The sequence below is a fragment of the Bacillus sp. FSL H8-0545 genome (genome assembly GCF_038006105.1).
Taxonomy (GTDB): Bacteria; Bacillota; Bacilli; order Bacillales; family Bacillaceae_G; genus Bacillus_A; species Bacillus_A cereus_U.
Map to the genome: position 1 here is coordinate 2,593,851 of NZ_JBBOUO010000001.1, position 16,650 is coordinate 2,610,500.

The following is a 16,650-nucleotide window of genomic DNA, read 5'->3' on the forward strand; positions in this document are numbered from 1 at the left end:
TCTCCCTAACTATATTTCACCATATATTAGAAAGTGTTTTTCCGTTTATTCGCAAACGTTCTTCACTCTGTTTTTCAATAAAAAACTGTAGAGAACACACTCTCTACAGTTTTTTATTACTTCGTATCAATTATTTTCTTTTTATAACTTTGTATTTTACTCGTTAACCCTATTAAAGCTGGTAATAAAATTGGCATAACAATTAAAGCTAGTAGTATAAGGGCAATGCCAACAACTAATGCCACTTGTATTAGCGTTAATACACCTGAAGGAATTAACGCTGCAAATGTCCCGCCTAAAATAAGTGCCGCTGATAATACGACTCCTCCTATATGACGAGATGCATTTACAATTTTCGTTACTGAATCCCCTTCTAGCTCATTGTATCGCATCATTATGAAAATGCTATAATCCACTCCTAAAGCGACAATCATAATGAAGCTAAAGAATGGAACATTCCAGCTTAATGACTCTACGTTTAATACATGTGCACTAATTTGTTCACTAATACCAAGCGATGCAAAGTACGCTAAAATTAACGATCCAATGATAAAGATTGAGTTTAAGAATGAACGTGTGATCACGATTAAAACAAGCGTAATACCAATTAACATAATCGTAGCAGTACGTAAGAAATCTTGCCCGGTTACTTCTTTTAAATCAACGTTTCTAGCTGTTGTCCCGCCAATTGCTTTTTTCGTACTTTTTATTTCAGTTCCATTTAAAGTACCATCTATTGTTTTATTAATTTCTTGAATAATTGGCATCGCTTCTTTTGAATACGGATTTACATCTAAAATGATTGTCATTTTAGTAGTTTTTCTATCATGTGACATGTACGTATTCAAAGCTTTTTGGAAATCTTCTCCCTCTAAAACTTCTTTTGGAATATAAAATTTCTCAGAACTTTTTGATTCATTAAGCTCGCCTAAATATTTTTGAGCATCTCCTAGACCGTTACTTACTTTGCCTAAACCTTCTGTACTTTTAGATAAGCCTGATTGTAATTGCCCCATCTTTTCTTGCAAATCCTTAAGCCCAGTTAATAACTGTCCTTGCCCATCATTTATTTTCGTTAAACCGGATTTTAACTCAGCTGATTTGTTTGCAATTTGTTTTGAACCTGTGGCTCCTTCATTTAATCCATTTTCCAGCTCACCAGCGCCTTTTTGTAATTGTGTAACGCCATTATTCATTTCTTTTAAACCTTTATCTACTTTCAGTAACGACTGATTCGCTTCTTTAAATGAACCCATTGCTGCTTTATGCTGCGTTGCTAATTGATTTAATTCATTTGAAAGTACACTTAATTGCTTCTGAGCTTCCTTTGCAATTCCTAATGTTTGCTGAATGTTAGGATCATTTGCTAATTCTGGTTTCGTTTGAATGAAATTGTTCATTAACATTTCAATTTGTTCGTATCCTTTTTTCGCACCATCAATCGCTTGAGAAATACTTCCGAAATATTGATTGTAAGAACTTAAACCTTTTTCTAGCTGAGCATAACCAGCATGAAGTTGCGAAGTTGCATTAGATAACACATTTATATTTTCGTTTAATGAAGCTAACCCACTCTCAATTTGCTTCGCTCCTTGTGCTCCATCGTTTATTCCATTCGATAATTGATTTAAAGCTGTTCCTAATGCCGATACCCCATTTTTCGCCTCGTTCGTTCCATCAATTAACTTTTGAACATTCGCAAGACTATTTGAGTCATTACCACCCATTTTATTTTTAGCATCCGTTAAACCATCATTAATTTCTTTTATGCCACCATTGGCATCTCCTAATCCTGTATTTAGTTCTCCTGCCTGTTTGTTTAAATATAATTCTTTTATCTTTTCACCGGTTGGACGCGTCGGTGAATATACTTCTGAAACTCCTTTAACTTTCGAGATTTTATCAGTTAGTTCATCTAAGGTTTGTAGAGAAGTCGCCTCATCTAACTTTTTATCCGATTGAATGACTAACGTACTTGGTGAAGAAAAACCAGGCGAAAAATGCTCTTCTATTACGTTAATCCCCATTTTTGATTCATATTTATTATCCACTTCAAATAAATCATTGTAATTAAGCGTGTTAGAATATTTTAATACGAAAGGAATCGATATCACTAATACAATAATTAAAGCGATAAATGGTCTTGCTACTGAATTTTTCGCAAAGAATCCCCATAAACGACTATCCTCATGTCCTTTAAATGTTTTAACTGGATAAAACATTCCTTTTCCTAATAGCACCATGAAAAATGGATTTAAAGTGGTTAATACGAGTAGTAATACTGCGACACCAATTGCTACCGCTGAAGTAGATTGATATAATTTAAAACTTGCTAAAGCAAGTGCTGCAAAACCAATTAGCACTGCAATTCCGCTATATAAAACGGTTTTACCTGCTGATTTAAATGTTTCTTTCGTAGCTAAATATGCATTTTCTTGTTTACTTAATTCTTCTTTAAACCTCGTATATAATAAAATGTTATAATCTGTTCCCACTCCAAACAGTACGACAACTACAAATACTTGCGTAAAGTTAGAAAACGGAAAATTAAATTGATCTACAAGATGAGAAATAATCCCCATTGAGACTAAATACGATACACCAACTGTAAGAAGAGAAACAATCGGAACAACTGGTGAACGGAATACAATGATTAATACTACAAGAATGAAAATGATTGAAATAACTTCTGTCTTTTTCACTCCCTCTTGAGAGGATGTAAGAAAATCACCCGCTATTAAATCACTTCCTGTTAAGTACGTTTTAACTCCTTTCGGTTTAATTTTATTATGAAGTACATTTGCAACTTTTGATATTTCACCATGTTTTTTGTCTACCGATATTTGCGTTAAAATAGTCGTATTATCTTTAGAAACTAATTGTTTCTCAAGATCTTTATTATCTAAATGTGAAACTACTTCCTTAATTCCCAATTGCTCTTTTTCATTTTGTAAAGCGTTGATTGTTTTTGTTATTTCCTCTTTTTGTTCCTTCGTTAAAGCGTTTTTATCTCCACTATTAAAAACGGCTATAATTTCATACTTTTGAGCCCCTTCTTTATCCATCTCTTTTATCATTTTGTCAGCAATACTGCTTTGTTCTGTATTAGGAATCGTAATTTGCCCTTTTTCTTTCACTAATTTATCCATATTAGGCATCGTTACGACCATTGTAATAGTAATAACTATCCATAATAGAAAAGATAAACTTCTCCAACTTTTTAACTTGCTCATATTAATCATCTCCCACTTTTAGAGGTTTATGTTTCCTTCGGAATGAATATTCATTCCTATTATTTGAAAACTATCATTTTGGAATGAACGTTCATTCCTATTAAATTATTTTATAAACGCTATTAAACTACTCTTACCAGAATGAATATTCATTCCTTTAGCTATACAAACATATCATCTCCAATTTTCATATCTATTTAGGAATGAATGTTCATTCCTATCCTTATAAAGCTATAGAATCAAATGATTCTAATAGCATTCCAAGAGCTTTCTTCCAATTCTTTTACTAATTCTTTTGAGTATTCTAATTGCCCTGTCGCCATTACTTTTGTTAATTTTTCAAGCGGCTGATATACAATAATAATTAAAGCAACTGGAGGTAATGGACGAAGAAGGCCTTTTTCAATCCCACCCTCTATAATATTCATAAAAAATCCTATAAAGTCGTCAAATATTTTCTTACTCTGTTCATCAAGAAAATAACTATCACAGTGAGAATTTGTAAAAAGAAAAGCATCCACATTGTTTCTCGCAAATTCAAATAAACGATTATACGTATGACTAAATTGTTCACGAATATTTGCTTCAACAGGAAAATCTGTTTTTATTGTTTCAGATAGTTGTAACATACTTTCTGAAAATAATGAGTTAACGAGTGCCTCTTTATTTTCAAAATAGCGATAAATAGTACCAGCGCCGACATTAGCTTTTTCAGCGATCATCGGAATCGTCGTACCATCGTAACCTCGCTCTGCGAAAAGTTGCATCGCAGCATCAAAAATATCCTCTTGTTTATTTTTAGCCACTTTTCCCACCTCAATTTCCAGGAATGAAAATTCATTCCGTTTTTAATTATAAATTACATGGGTTAAAAGTCAAGTGTGCGACAAAGTAATGTAGCATTTTTATATCCCATGATTGTGAATAAAATTATATCAGCGATTTTCAAGATATATCGACTCACCGACAAAAACTGACAACGATTAGAGAAAGCTGTACCAAAATTTCTTTTGGAGACAGCTCGATTTCATATTTCCAAATTAAAAGAAATCATATATAAATGCTTCACGCACCGGTACTACATTTTCAAATACTCGTATCTCCTCTTCGCTTCCACTAATTAATTCCAGTTCATTTAGTTCTAATGGGCGCTTGTAGCCAAACATTATTGTAGATAGCGCATTAATATCCAGCCTAATTCCTTTATCTATTGTTTCTTCTTTCATAATTGTTATTTCATGATTTGCAAGTCTCACTGATACGTTATTCCACGGAGCAAATGAATCTGTAATCTGTAAGATCACTTCTTGCTGCGCATTGTTCCAATTAAACTCATATTGCTTTAAAAACTGCTCCACATCTACAATTCTACCCATAAAATATGGTTTAATTTCTGCCTTCACTCGTGGCTCTTGCAATGTGTAAAGAAGTGGTTCTGTCTCACTTAGTATCATTTCTAGATCTTTTATCATAGAATCATGTTGGCAAATGAAATTCCAAAGGCCATTTCTCGCTTCATTATGTAATGGGACAAATTCTTCTACTGTCATTTTAGAATTCTCTATTTTGTATAAAATGTAACCAGCTGCATTCTTATTTTCATCATAGTAAACTGCCAATGTTAATTCATGATATACCGCTTGTAGCCACCATTTAGACCCTCGAACTAACATACCAGAAAAACGTTCTGCAAATGTTTCATAGATCTTCTCGACCTCTTCTGGGTGATTTTCTTTATTGAATCGTTTCACAGTACCATTCACTTGTTTTTTCATAACTAAATCGCTCTTCGTCATATGACATGTAAGGCGATTCGCACAAAGTTCCCAGCCGTATTTACGGTAAAATGAAACGGCAAATGGATGTAGCATCGATACACTATATCCATCTTTTTTCATCGTTTGAAGGGAGTGCTGAAGCAACTCTTTTACATATCCGCTTCTTCTAAACTCTGGATACGTCGCTACCCCTGCAACGCCGCCCATTTTAAACTTTTCTTTTCCTATGTAAGTATGAAACGGAATAAGATGCAGTTTTGCCGCTAACTCTTCACCTTCCATAATGCCGTATATTTGATGACTTTCCTTCATTCGTGTAATTTTCTGCTCTACCGATTCTTCATTTGCTTTATATTGAAAAGCATATTCTGATAAACGTAATGCTTCTCTAAACTTATCTTCTTTTAATTGTATAACGTTCATATATTTCTCCTCCATTCCTTGTTTGAATTGTACCATAATTCTTAATATTCCAGTACAGTGAATGAAATTATATCGACGCTTCGACAAAGAATATCGACACCTATCTTATATAAAAAAGCAGATACATTACGCATCTGCCTCTCATCAATTTATTTAGCTAATATTTGAAGCTCTTCAAAAAATGTAGGATACGATACACCTACTGCTTCTGCATCTTCAATTGTTGTTTCTCCTTCAGCAATGCAGCCAGCAATCGCAAGCATCATTCCAATGCGGTGATCACCGTGACTATGTACTGTAGTTCCTTTTAGCTTACATTTACCGTAAATAATCATTCCATCGTCGGTCGCTTCAATGCGAGCTCCTAGTTTCGTTAGTTCAGCAACGACTGTATCGATACGATTCGTTTCTTTCACTTTTAGCTCGTGTGCATCTTTAATGACTGTAATTCCGTCTGCTTGTGTTGCTGCTAAGGCGATAATTGGAATTTCATCGATTAGTCTCGGAATAATATCCCCGCCGATTTCGATTCCTTTCAGTGACGATGTTTCAATTGTAATGTTTGCAGCTGGCTCTGATGCACCTTCGTTAATTGGCTCTACAGTAAACGTAGCACCCATCTTCTCAAGAACATCAATAATACCTGTACGAGTCGGATTCATTCCTACATTTTGTAATAATAGTTTACTATTTGGAATAATTGCACCTGCTACTAAGAAAAATGCCGCAGATGATACATCACCCGGAACTTGAACGTCTGTTCCTTTTAGATTTTGTCCACCAGCTAGTTTTACAGTTTTCCCTTCGCGAGTTACTGTAACGCCAAACGCCTCAAGCATTCTTTCTGTATGATCACGCGAAACGTGAGGTTCTGTAACAGTTGTTACACCTTCAGCACGAAGACCTGCAAGTAAAATAGCTGATTTCACTTGCGCGCTTGCGACAGGTGAAGCATATTGGATCGCTTTTAAATCTCCTCCGCGTATTGTTAGCGGCGTAAACGTTCCTTCTTCTCGACCATCAATTTTTGCGCCCATTTGCTTTAGTGGATTTGTTACACGCTGCATCGGTCTCTTCGCAATTGAAGCATCACCTTGCACGCAAGAAAAGAATGGTGTGTTTGCAAGTATTCCTGACATTAATCGAATCGTTGTACCAGAATTACCAACATCTAATACAGCTTTTGGCTCTTGTAAACCTTCTAATCCTTTTCCAATTACCGTAACTTCGTCTTCATTTTGCGTAATCTCTACTCCCATTTCTTTAAAACAAGAAATCGTACTTAAACAATCCGCACCAGGAAGAAATCCTTTAATTGTTGTTTTTCCATCTGCAATTGCGCCAAACATGACAGCGCGATGCGAAATTGATTTATCACCTGGGATTGTAATTATTCCATTCAATCCATTAGTTACAGGTTGTATTTTTGTTCCCTTCACGTTCTCACCTTCTTTTTTAAATTGTTTCATACGTTTGGTATTCTTCTTTTCCTAGCGCCAGCTTTGCCTGCATGCGGTCTTCTTCTCTTTGGAAGCTAATTCTAAGCACCCCAAGCAATCCTTCGCGCGCTTCTAATATTTGCAAGTTTGTAATGCTAATTTCTTCTTCTGCTAAAATACTCGTAATATGAGCTAATGCCCCTACTTTATCTAAAACATCGACGTATAAGTCGTGATAGGCAGGAATTGCGCCTCTCTTTCGCACCGGTAAAGAGTCACGGTATTCTTTCGCATCTGCAAAATAGCTTTGTATTTCTCCTGCATCTCCTTTAGAAACCGTCTTATATAACTCTTCCATTTCTGAGATCCATTCTTCTAATAGTTCCAATAAATGACCGCGATTTTGTTTTACGATATCACTCCACATTTTCGGACTACTTGATGCAATGCGTGTTATATCTTTAAATCCACCTGCCGCCAGTTGATGAATAAGTGGGTTATCCCCTGCATGTTTCTCAACTTGTTTTACTAATCCTGCTGCGATTAGATGCGGAAAATGACTAACAATGCCAGTTACATAATCGTGTTCTTTTGTATTTAAAACGAGAAAATGTGAACCTGTTCCTTTTAACCATCCTTTTAGCTCATCTACTTGATCAGCCTGCACGTGATTCATTGGCGTTAAAATGTAAAATGCGTTTTCGAAAAGGTGCGCCTTTGCACTTTCAACACCAGTTTTATGAGAGCCTGCCATTGGATGTCCACCGATAAAAGAAACTTTCTTTGATAATAAAGCTTCCGCTTCATTCATAATTGTCCCTTTCGTACTTCCTACATCGGTAACAATAACATCTTCTCGTAAATGAAATGATGCAAGTTTGTGTAATAACTTTTTCGTTTCTTCAACTGGAGAGGCAAAAACAATTAAATGTGCCTCCTCACATGCACTCTGTAAATCTACTGCTACTTCATCAACTACATGTAATTCTTTTGCGCGCTCTACTTGCTCTTTAAATATGTCATAGCCGGTAATCGTTACATCGTGCTCTTTTTTTATCGCTAATGCAAGTGAGCCTCCTATTAATCCTGTTCCAATTAATACTACCTTTTTACACATTTGCCTCATCTCGAGACTTACTTTTTTTATTTTCAAAGTGTTGTTTTAACACTGAAATCACTCCCTCATTTTGTTCCCTTGTTCCAATTGTAATGCGCACGCCATTTGGAAACGGACGAATAATAAAACCAGCGTGCGCGCAAGATTCATAAATTTCTCCAGCATCATCTACTGGTAAGAAGATAAAGTTCGTTTGCGACGGATAAAACGGGATTTCATTTTCTGTACAAAAACTTTCGTACTGGTGTAATCCCTCTTTATTAATACGTACTATTTCCTCAATAAACGCTTCATCACTAAAGGCAATCGTTGCCGCTTTTTGCGCTAATGAAGATACGTTAAATGGCAAACGGACAACATTTAATTTCTCAATTAACTCTTCCTGTCCAATTGCATATCCGACGCGGAAAGAAGCTAATCCGTATGCTTTAGAAAATGTTCTAAGTACAAGAATGTTTTTATGCTTTTCCAGAAGTGGTAATATCTCTGGAAAATCTTTTGCTGTTACGTATTCATAGTACGCTTCATCAATGACAATTAACGTATTTTCACTAATACCTTCAATAAATTGAGTCAATTTTTGCTCATTAACATATGTGCCTGTCGGATTATTCGGATTACAAATCCAAACGATTTTTGTATGTTCATCAATTGCTGAAGAAACTTCGTCTAGATCATATACACCGTTATTTAAAGGAACTTCTTTCACTTTACATCCTTCAATAACCGCATGATGACGATATTGAGGGAATGTTGCACCAGCAGTAACAATGTTATCTCCTGCTCTGAGCACTGCACGGCTTATAATTTGAATGACTTCATCGAGCCCACTACCACAAAGCACTTGTTCCATTTTCACTTGTAATTTCTCTGCAATCGTTTGACGGAGCGTTGTAGCTCCGCCATCTGGATACAATGCATGTTCCTGCCACGATTTTTGTAATTCTCCTAAAACACGAGGTGAACAGCCAAATGGATTTTCATTTGATGCTAACTTAACAAATGAATGATTCCCGTATACTTCTTTCATTTGCTCTGGTGATTTACCTGGTTTATACGGTTGTAATGATGATAGTTGATCTTTTACTCGCATGTTAACCCCGCCTTTTCATTAAAATTCTTTTGCGTATTTGTTATGTTGCGTAATGTTTTGCTTTAGTAATTCCATGCGGTCTTTTCCGAATTGTTCGACTAGTGCATCTGCAAGTTCCCACGCAACAACAGCTTCAGCTACAACACCTGCTGCAGGTACTGCACAGCTATCAGATCTTTCAATACTCGCTTGGAACGCTTCTTTCGTATCAATATCTACACTTGCTAACGGTTTATATAATGTAGGAATTGGCTTCATTACGCCTCTTACGACAATTGGCATTCCCGTTGTCATACCGCCTTCTAAACCGCCGGCATTGTTCGTTTTTCTCGTGTATCCTTTTTCTTCATCCCATATAATTTCATCGTGCACTTTACTTCCTGGCTGTCTTGCCGCTTCAAAACCAATTCCGATTTCAGCACCTTTAAACGCATTCACGCTCATAATAGCCCCGGCAAGTTTTGCATCTAATTTACGGTCGTAATGAACATAGCTACCAACTCCAATTGGCATACCTTCTGCAATTACCTCAACAATACCACCGATTGAATCTCCGCTACTTTTCGCATCATCAATCGCATCCATCATCTCTTGTTCTACTTCTTTATCTAAACATCGAACAGGTGAGTTTTCAGTAATCGTTTGAATTTCTTCTATCGGCAACTGAGTAATAGGCTTCGCTTTTACACCGCCAATTTCAAGAACATGTCCTGCGATTTCCACACCTAGTTCTTTCAAAATTTGTTTCGCAACTGCACCAGCCGCAACTCTAACAGTCGTTTCTCTTGCAGAAGAGCGCTCTAATACGTTTCTTATATCACGATGACCGTATTTAATTGCCCCGTTTAAATCCGCATGTCCTGGACGTGGTTTTGTAATCGTACGCTTCATTTCTTTACTTTCTTGCTCTGAAATTGGTTCTGCGCCCATTACTTTCGTCCAATGTTTGAAATCATCATTTTTTACGATTAACGTAATCGGTGAACCGAGTGTCATCCCGTGACGTACACCACTTACAATTTCAACAGTATCTGTTTCAATTTGCATGCGTCTTCCGCGCCCATGCCCTTTTTGTCTTCTTAATAATTCTTTATTAATATGTTCCGCTGTTAATGTTAAACCTGCTGGTACACCTTCTAAAATAACTGTTAACTGCGGACCATGTGATTCTCCAGCTGTAATGTATCTCATTTCTCTTACCCCTTTATTATTTTTTTGTACAAAAAAGTCCCTACTGAGCGCTCAGTAGGGACGATGTTTATCGCGGTACCACCCTAGTTGTAGACTTATTTCGTCTACCTCTCTTCTTCTTTAACGATCGTTTGACCGTCCTTCCCTTCAAAAGCTGGCGGGAAAGATGCTCCAAGGCTGTAATTCATGCTTACCTTTGTACTGATTCACACCGACCATCAGCTCTCTTTAACAGTGAGATAAGCACTACTATTTCCTCTTCAGCGCATATATGATATGGAATTAAGATAATTTATTTTTGAAACCTTTTAACTCATCCATGAATCTATGGAATTCTGGAATATCCATTTGTTGCGCAGAATCTGATAACGCAACTGCTGGGTCCGGATGTACTTCCGCCATTACTGCATCTGCTCCAATTGCAAGTGCCGCTTTCGCTGTTGGTAATAATAAATCTCTACGCCCTGTTGAATGTGTTACGTCTACGATAACTGGTAAATGTGTTTCTTTCTTTAAAATCGGTACTGCTGAAATATCTAATGTGTTACGTGTCGCTCTTTCGTATGTGCGAATACCGCGCTCACAAAGAATAATTTGGTCATTACCTTGTGCAATAATGTATTCCGCTGCATTAATGAACTCATCAATTGTTGCTGCTAAACCACGTTTTAATAATACTGGCTTGTTAACCTTACCTACAGCTCGTAGTAAATCGAAGTTTTGCATGTTACGTGCTCCAACTTGAATTACATCAACGTATTCTAGCGCCATTTCTACGTCATTCGGATTTAAAATTTCACTAATAATTGCTAAGTCAAACTCATCTGCTACTTGGCGTAAAATTTGTAAACCTTCTACTCCTAAACCTTGGAAATCGTATGGAGATGTTCTCGGTTTGAAAGCACCGCCGCGCATTAATTTAAGTCCTTGATCTTTCATCGCTTGCCCTACTTGGCGAACTTGCTCTAAACTTTCTACCGCACAAGGTCCCATAATGAACGTTTGTGTTCCGTTTCCAATCAATTCACCTTTAACATTAACGATTGTATTTTCTTTTTTCTTTTTACGTGAAACTAGTAATGCTTTACGGTTATCATCTTCTTGCAATTCTAAGCTTGCTTTGAAAATCGTTTTGAAAATATGTTGAACCGTTGACGTTTCGAATGGTCCTTCGTTATGCTCTGCAAGCATATCAAGCACTTCACGCTCACGTACTGGATCGAAGCGTTTCGTACCTTGTACTTGTTTTTGCTCTCCAATTTTTTGAACGATTTCACCGCGTTTGTTTAAAAGGTGTAATAGTTGTAAGTTAATTTCATCTACCTGTTTACGTAATTGATCTAATTCATGATTTGCCATTTGGAAATCCTCCTCTAATGTTTTAAAAGTATAGTAAGAGAATGTAAAATTCTCTATTTTCTGAACTGATAAATTATACAATTTCTTCGTGGAATCGATACCTCTTCTTATTTTAAACTAATAATTACCATAAAGACACTATCTACTAGTTAAAAATCACTTTTTTTGTACAAAAAATCCCTACTGATTCAATCAGTAGGGACGATATTTATCGCGGTACCACCCTAGTTGTAGACTTCTTTCGTCTACCTCTCTTCATTGTTAACGATCAATATGACCGTCTTTCCCTTCATAAAGACAATACTATCTTTACTACGAAAAAGATGCTCCAGGACTGTAATTCGCTCTTGTTTTTGTACTGGTTCGCACCAACCACCAGCTCTCTGTTACAGGGAAACAACAACTACTCCTTTTCCTTTCAACGCATGACTATTTTATTTTCAAGTTGGACCACTAAAATACAAAAAGTCCCTACTGAATAAATCAGTAGGGACGATATTTATCGCGGTACCACCCTAGTTGTAGACTAACTTTCCGTCTACCTCTCTTCACTGTTAACGATCATTTGACCGCTCTTTCTTCATAAAGACAATACTATCTTTACTACGAAAAAGATGCTCCAAGACTGTAATTCATGATTATCCCTGTACTGGTTCACACCAACCACCAGCTCTCTGTTACAGTAAGACTAACCACTACTGTGATCTCTTCATTGCACTTTGTTTATTCAAATGTTTTTGAAATTGAATAAGTATGATTCGTATTATAGAACGCTTTTCAAAACACTGTCAATAACTTTTTATTTTTTTTAAAAAAATTCCACTTCTGCCCTATAATTCCCCTTGTAAATTCCCCATTACAATTCCGATACGAATCATCTCATTTTCAATTAAGTTTAATACATGTTTTTCTACTTCATACTGGATTAATAGTTCTTTTATTTGTATGATTTCATTTTCAAGTAAATCAGCTTCTTGACGTGTTTGAAGTAAAATGAAAAACACATTTGCATACTGTTCTTTATACGCTTTCATGCTATCCTTCTTTTCAAGCATCTCAATAAATAACTGTTTCATTTCCTCTTGATTGCATTGCCCTTCTACACCTAGAAATTTACTCGAAATAATACAAAGCCCTTTTTCTAAAATCTCATCCATACATAATACAATACGTAAAAGCATCATATATTCTCTCGTTGATATTACGCCCATTTTCGGACGTTCTCTTAAAAATACATGTAGCCACGCTGTCCAAAATTTTTGTTGTTCTTTTCCGCTTAACGTTTTTACGTAGTAGCATACATACTGCATAAATTTAATTTTATTCTCTTCGTTTTCTTGCATTAAAAGTGGATATAACCAATCTGTTTTTTGCTCCCAATACAGCACACATTTAATAAATACAAAACTAAGCCATTTTAAAAACGCTTCTCTCGTATACGGATGTAGCAGCTCTAAATGCTCTACCGCATATTTAATATATCTCTTCATCTCTGTAAATAAAGGTAAATTAATTTGCGTATAACATAATCCCGCCCACGCATACTTGGTCAACTCATTTTCTTTCTTTAAATCTAAGTAAGGTAATACATATTTTCGGCACCATTGCTTCTCAATATGGTATAAAAACGTAATATCTGCTGTTAAACGGGCTAACATAAAGTTCGTTCTTTCCGAAGTAACCCTTACCTGTTCCTCAAATAAAAATAAATATTCATACACATTACGATCATATAAGTGATCGTATGATAACAGTTTTAGTAATACAGCGGTCATCTTCCCAACAGGATGCTGTATAGACTCATTGTAAAACTCTTGTTTTCCAATTTTAAAATCCGTTTCCCCTCTCATAACTTGTGGAAATACTGAAAAAGCAAAGCGTTTTATAACCCGTATACTATTCTCTTCTAGCTCTTCTAATCGATTGCTAATTTCATATAGAAAACTACTAATTAACCAATGAAAAGTAGTATTTCTAACAAACTTCTGCAATAACGGAATGATCCTTTGAATCTGCTCACTCGTTAAATTCCTATTATTTCTCCACTCTCTAATACAAACAAACCAAACTTCATTACTAATTTCATGTACGCCTACTAGTTGATAAGCAAACGAAATACTCCACTCTACATTTAATTTACATGCTTTTGATAACATCTCTACAAAATGGCGTTGTTCAAAAACACCATCTTGAGAGAACTGCCGAACTTGCTTCATTATTTCATCGTCTTTCAGCTGTAGTAATCCATCAGCTGTTACATTACAAGTTATGCTTTGTTCAATATATTCTTTCTTTGGAACACTGTATCGATCAGAAGAAAAATGAGGGTGCTTCTGTTTCATTAATTCATATCCTTCTATCGTGCATCGACTATTCGAATCACATGCAAATAATGTATCTAGAACGAGACAAGCATCAAACGCCCTCTCTTCTGCAAGATGTTCTAATACAGTTTGAATAATTTCCTCTTTTGTTTCTTCTAAAGCATCTGCATAATAATTCTTTAAAAGTTGAAACACTTCATGTTTATATGTGACATCTAGCAGAAGACCTTCATGTAGTAACCACTTCAGTTTGGCATCCGCAGTAACGAATACATTTTTACTCATTGCTTCAATCGCAATTCGCTTTTGAAGTACACTATCTGTTTCTATCATTTCTGTAATATAATAATTCGCTTTTTTCTCATTGTTTTCACATAAATATGTAAGACACTCTTTTACAATTTGAATTAAAAACGTAAAATCATTTTGCTGTAACTCCTGCTCTGAAATTTCTCTATCTCTTCTTTTCAGTGCATTTTGTCTTAATGACAATAGTTGTATTTTTTCTAACCCCGTAACCATAATTGGATTTGCGTAGTAAGTAATATGTGGTCTCATTTTCTCTTTCCAAATTCGCTCCACATGAGAAAAAATAGGCATTGGTATACGACTCGATTCCTCGAGTTCAATCGACTCTTGCGTATCATTTCCCCATCTTCTTACACGCTTCAATTTTAGTTTTCCATCTAAAATAAACGTTAACAACAACAAGCCAATTTCTTTATGCTCAGGGAAAGAACATTTTTGCAATAAGTATGAAATCATTTCAATAGAGCTACTATCTTTCTCTGCTGTTTCTAATAAAAGTAATGTCCATCTTGCAAACAACAAAGGGTCCATCGCTTCTTTCGTTTCGTTTAAGTAAGTACAAATTGTTCGCCACCATAACGGGGATATTTTAGAATGATTTTTAAAAATCAATTGAAATAGTTCTTTTTGATGACTAAATAGAAATTGCTCCACTAACCATTCTGCAAGCAATTCATCTACTTCATCATAATTTGCTGTAAGCAAAAATAAATTTCGTAATTTCCCTTCCGCTTCAAGCCATTCTACCCATTCGTAATCACGAGCAAATTCAACGAAGTACCGAACGGTTTCAATTTTTTTTATTGACTGTTTTATATAGGATAATTGCTCCTGCTCTACTGATGGAGGTACGGTTACAATATCACGAATACGCATTCTTTTCGTAATATAATTATCCCCCATTAATTCCGCCCACCGCTTCACCGCTTTCACAAGTGCCTGATGATTATTTGCTTTATTCGGATACACAATCGGTCTTATCCCTAAATGCTCCCAATGATATGTATTATCCCCTTGTGCGACGAAAGCATAACGCCTTGTACTCGGTGGTAAGCCTGTTGCTAAATATTTCATTACAGGATCATTATGACTATACCCAACGAATAAAACAGTGTAATTTGAAAATAAATCAACTAAAAATCGTCTCGCCCATCCTTCTGTTAAGTAAGCCCTTCCAAAATCACCATCCGTTAAAATTAAAGCTTCTTTCTCTTGTTCTACATTCCCATGTATGTAAGCCAATCCTTTAAACGCTCTCCCTGTCGGTAAAGCAGGTGCATAATAAATATTCAGCTCTCTATTCATTTCTGTAATTACAGACGTAAAATGTTGATCAAAGTTTGTCGTTACAATTCGAACATCCGTATCTAACGGAAACAGCCTTGGAATCGCATAGTGTAATGGATTTGGTTTTGATTTTTCTATATTAACGAGGTCTCTTGCAACTTGATGCACATCTTTCGTTTTCGCAATTTTACCGAGATAATAATCGTGGGGTTCTGTCATCTCACGCCTTTCGACATATAAAGCTTTCGAAATTTCATCAACTAAATCATCGAAATTCGGTAAGTTTGATTTCCCCTTCATAGAAACTCCTGCTCCAACGAATAATACTAACTTCCCTTGTTCAAGGTGATCGATTAACTCATCTGGAATTTCTACTTCTGAAGTAATCCACATCCCGGATTCCCCCTTACCTAAAATGTCATACGCTCTCATTTTACTATAACATTTTTTAATTGTTTTTTTAATATTTAGATAAAATTTCGACGTGATAAAGTTTTATATAAATTAAACCGTTCCAATGTATGAACTCCTGAATTTATTGTAAAACTATGTATAAATGGGAGGTGTAAATATTGAGTGATATTACTGTAATACTTATCAAATTTATATCATGCATCATCGCTTTTAGTATCGGACTAGCTCTATTTTTCCCAGCAACGCTCGTCCAAATCATTTCTTTTAGTCTCTTCGTCACAATCGTTTCTTATATGTTTGTTGATAAAATTATTTTAAATCGAATTGGCAATTCCGCTGCCATTATGACGGATTTCTTACTTACGTATTTAAGCGTCTGGATTTTCGGTAATATTTTATTAGACAACTACATGCAAATTGCATGGGGCAGTATCCTTTCTGCCATCGTCTTTACATTATCAGAAGTAATCGTCCATCGCTTTTCTAATTCCCACTCAAGGCACAACAATGATAACATTCGAATTAATCGCCGGTTTGCATATGGTACGGAGTTTGCTGAAGAACAGAATGTGTTGGATAAAGATAAGAAGAAATAAAGCCATAATTACTGGTGCAAAAAAGGAGCTGTCTCATCCGTCGAATTTTTGACGATGTGGCGCTCCTTTTTATTTTTTGTAATATCA

The 16,650-nt window shown here is 35.7% G+C and carries 10 protein-coding genes and 3 other annotated features; of the genes, 1 reads left to right on the plus strand and 9 read right to left on the minus strand.

What is annotated here, in order from left to right; translation table 11 throughout:
- Positions 1–116: 116 nt before the first annotated feature.
- The 9 genes from MHI07_RS13630 to MHI07_RS13670 form a co-directional block, all read right to left on the minus strand.
- Complete coding sequence (locus MHI07_RS13630; RefSeq protein ID WP_078181104.1) at positions 117–3,233, minus strand: MMPL family transporter; 3,117 nt, start codon at positions 3,231–3,233, stop codon at positions 117–119.
- Between the two features lie 239 nt (positions 3,234–3,472).
- Complete coding sequence (locus MHI07_RS13635; protein ID WP_016105167.1) at positions 3,473–4,039, minus strand: TetR/AcrR family transcriptional regulator; 567 nt, start codon at positions 4,037–4,039, stop codon at positions 3,473–3,475.
- A 234-nt stretch (positions 4,040–4,273) separates the two neighbouring features.
- Complete coding sequence (locus MHI07_RS13640; protein WP_078174298.1) at positions 4,274–5,434, minus strand: GNAT family N-acetyltransferase; 1,161 nt, start codon at positions 5,432–5,434, stop codon at positions 4,274–4,276.
- Positions 5,435–5,583: 149 nt separating this feature from the next.
- Complete coding sequence (aroA, locus tag MHI07_RS13645) at positions 5,584–6,873, minus strand: 3-phosphoshikimate 1-carboxyvinyltransferase (protein WP_340826901.1); 1,290 nt, start codon at positions 6,871–6,873, stop codon at positions 5,584–5,586.
- Positions 6,874–6,889: 16 nt separating this feature from the next.
- The gene (gene tyrA / locus MHI07_RS13650) at positions 6,890–7,990 is read right to left on the minus strand and encodes a prephenate dehydrogenase (RefSeq protein ID WP_340824385.1); all 1,101 of its coding nucleotides are present in this window, start codon (positions 7,988–7,990) and stop codon (positions 6,890–6,892) included.
- A complete protein-coding gene (hisC, locus tag MHI07_RS13655) occupies positions 7,983–9,083 on the minus strand; it encodes a histidinol-phosphate transaminase (RefSeq protein ID WP_340824387.1) in 1,101 nt (366 codons plus the stop codon). Before hisC ends, tyrA begins: the two co-directional genes overlap by 8 nt.
- Positions 9,084–9,101: 18 nt before the next feature.
- Complete coding sequence (aroC, locus tag MHI07_RS13660; protein WP_002161402.1) at positions 9,102–10,274, minus strand: chorismate synthase; 1,173 nt, start codon at positions 10,272–10,274, stop codon at positions 9,102–9,104.
- Between the two features lie 53 nt (positions 10,275–10,327).
- Positions 10,328–10,547, minus strand: a binding site (T-box leader).
- A 9-nt stretch (positions 10,548–10,556) separates the two neighbouring features.
- Complete coding sequence (locus tag MHI07_RS13665) at positions 10,557–11,633, minus strand: bifunctional 3-deoxy-7-phosphoheptulonate synthase/chorismate mutase (RefSeq protein ID WP_002161401.1); 1,077 nt, start codon at positions 11,631–11,633, stop codon at positions 10,557–10,559.
- A 194-nt stretch (positions 11,634–11,827) separates the two neighbouring features.
- Positions 11,828–12,064 (minus strand) — a binding site (T-box leader).
- A gap of 54 nt (positions 12,065–12,118) precedes the next feature.
- Positions 12,119–12,355: a binding site (T-box leader), on the minus strand.
- Between the two features lie 108 nt (positions 12,356–12,463).
- Positions 12,464–15,946 (minus strand): DUF4020 domain-containing protein, encoded by a 3,483-nt coding sequence (locus MHI07_RS13670; protein WP_340824391.1) that lies wholly within the window; start codon positions 15,944–15,946, stop codon positions 12,464–12,466.
- Between the two features lie 179 nt (positions 15,947–16,125).
- On the opposite strand from MHI07_RS13670, the gene MHI07_RS13675 reads away from it, so the two are divergent.
- Positions 16,126–16,563: a YndM family protein gene (locus MHI07_RS13675; protein WP_002110461.1), complete on the plus strand. Its 438-nt coding sequence runs from the start codon at positions 16,126–16,128 to the stop codon at positions 16,561–16,563.
- The last annotated feature ends 87 nt before the right edge of the window (positions 16,564–16,650 follow it).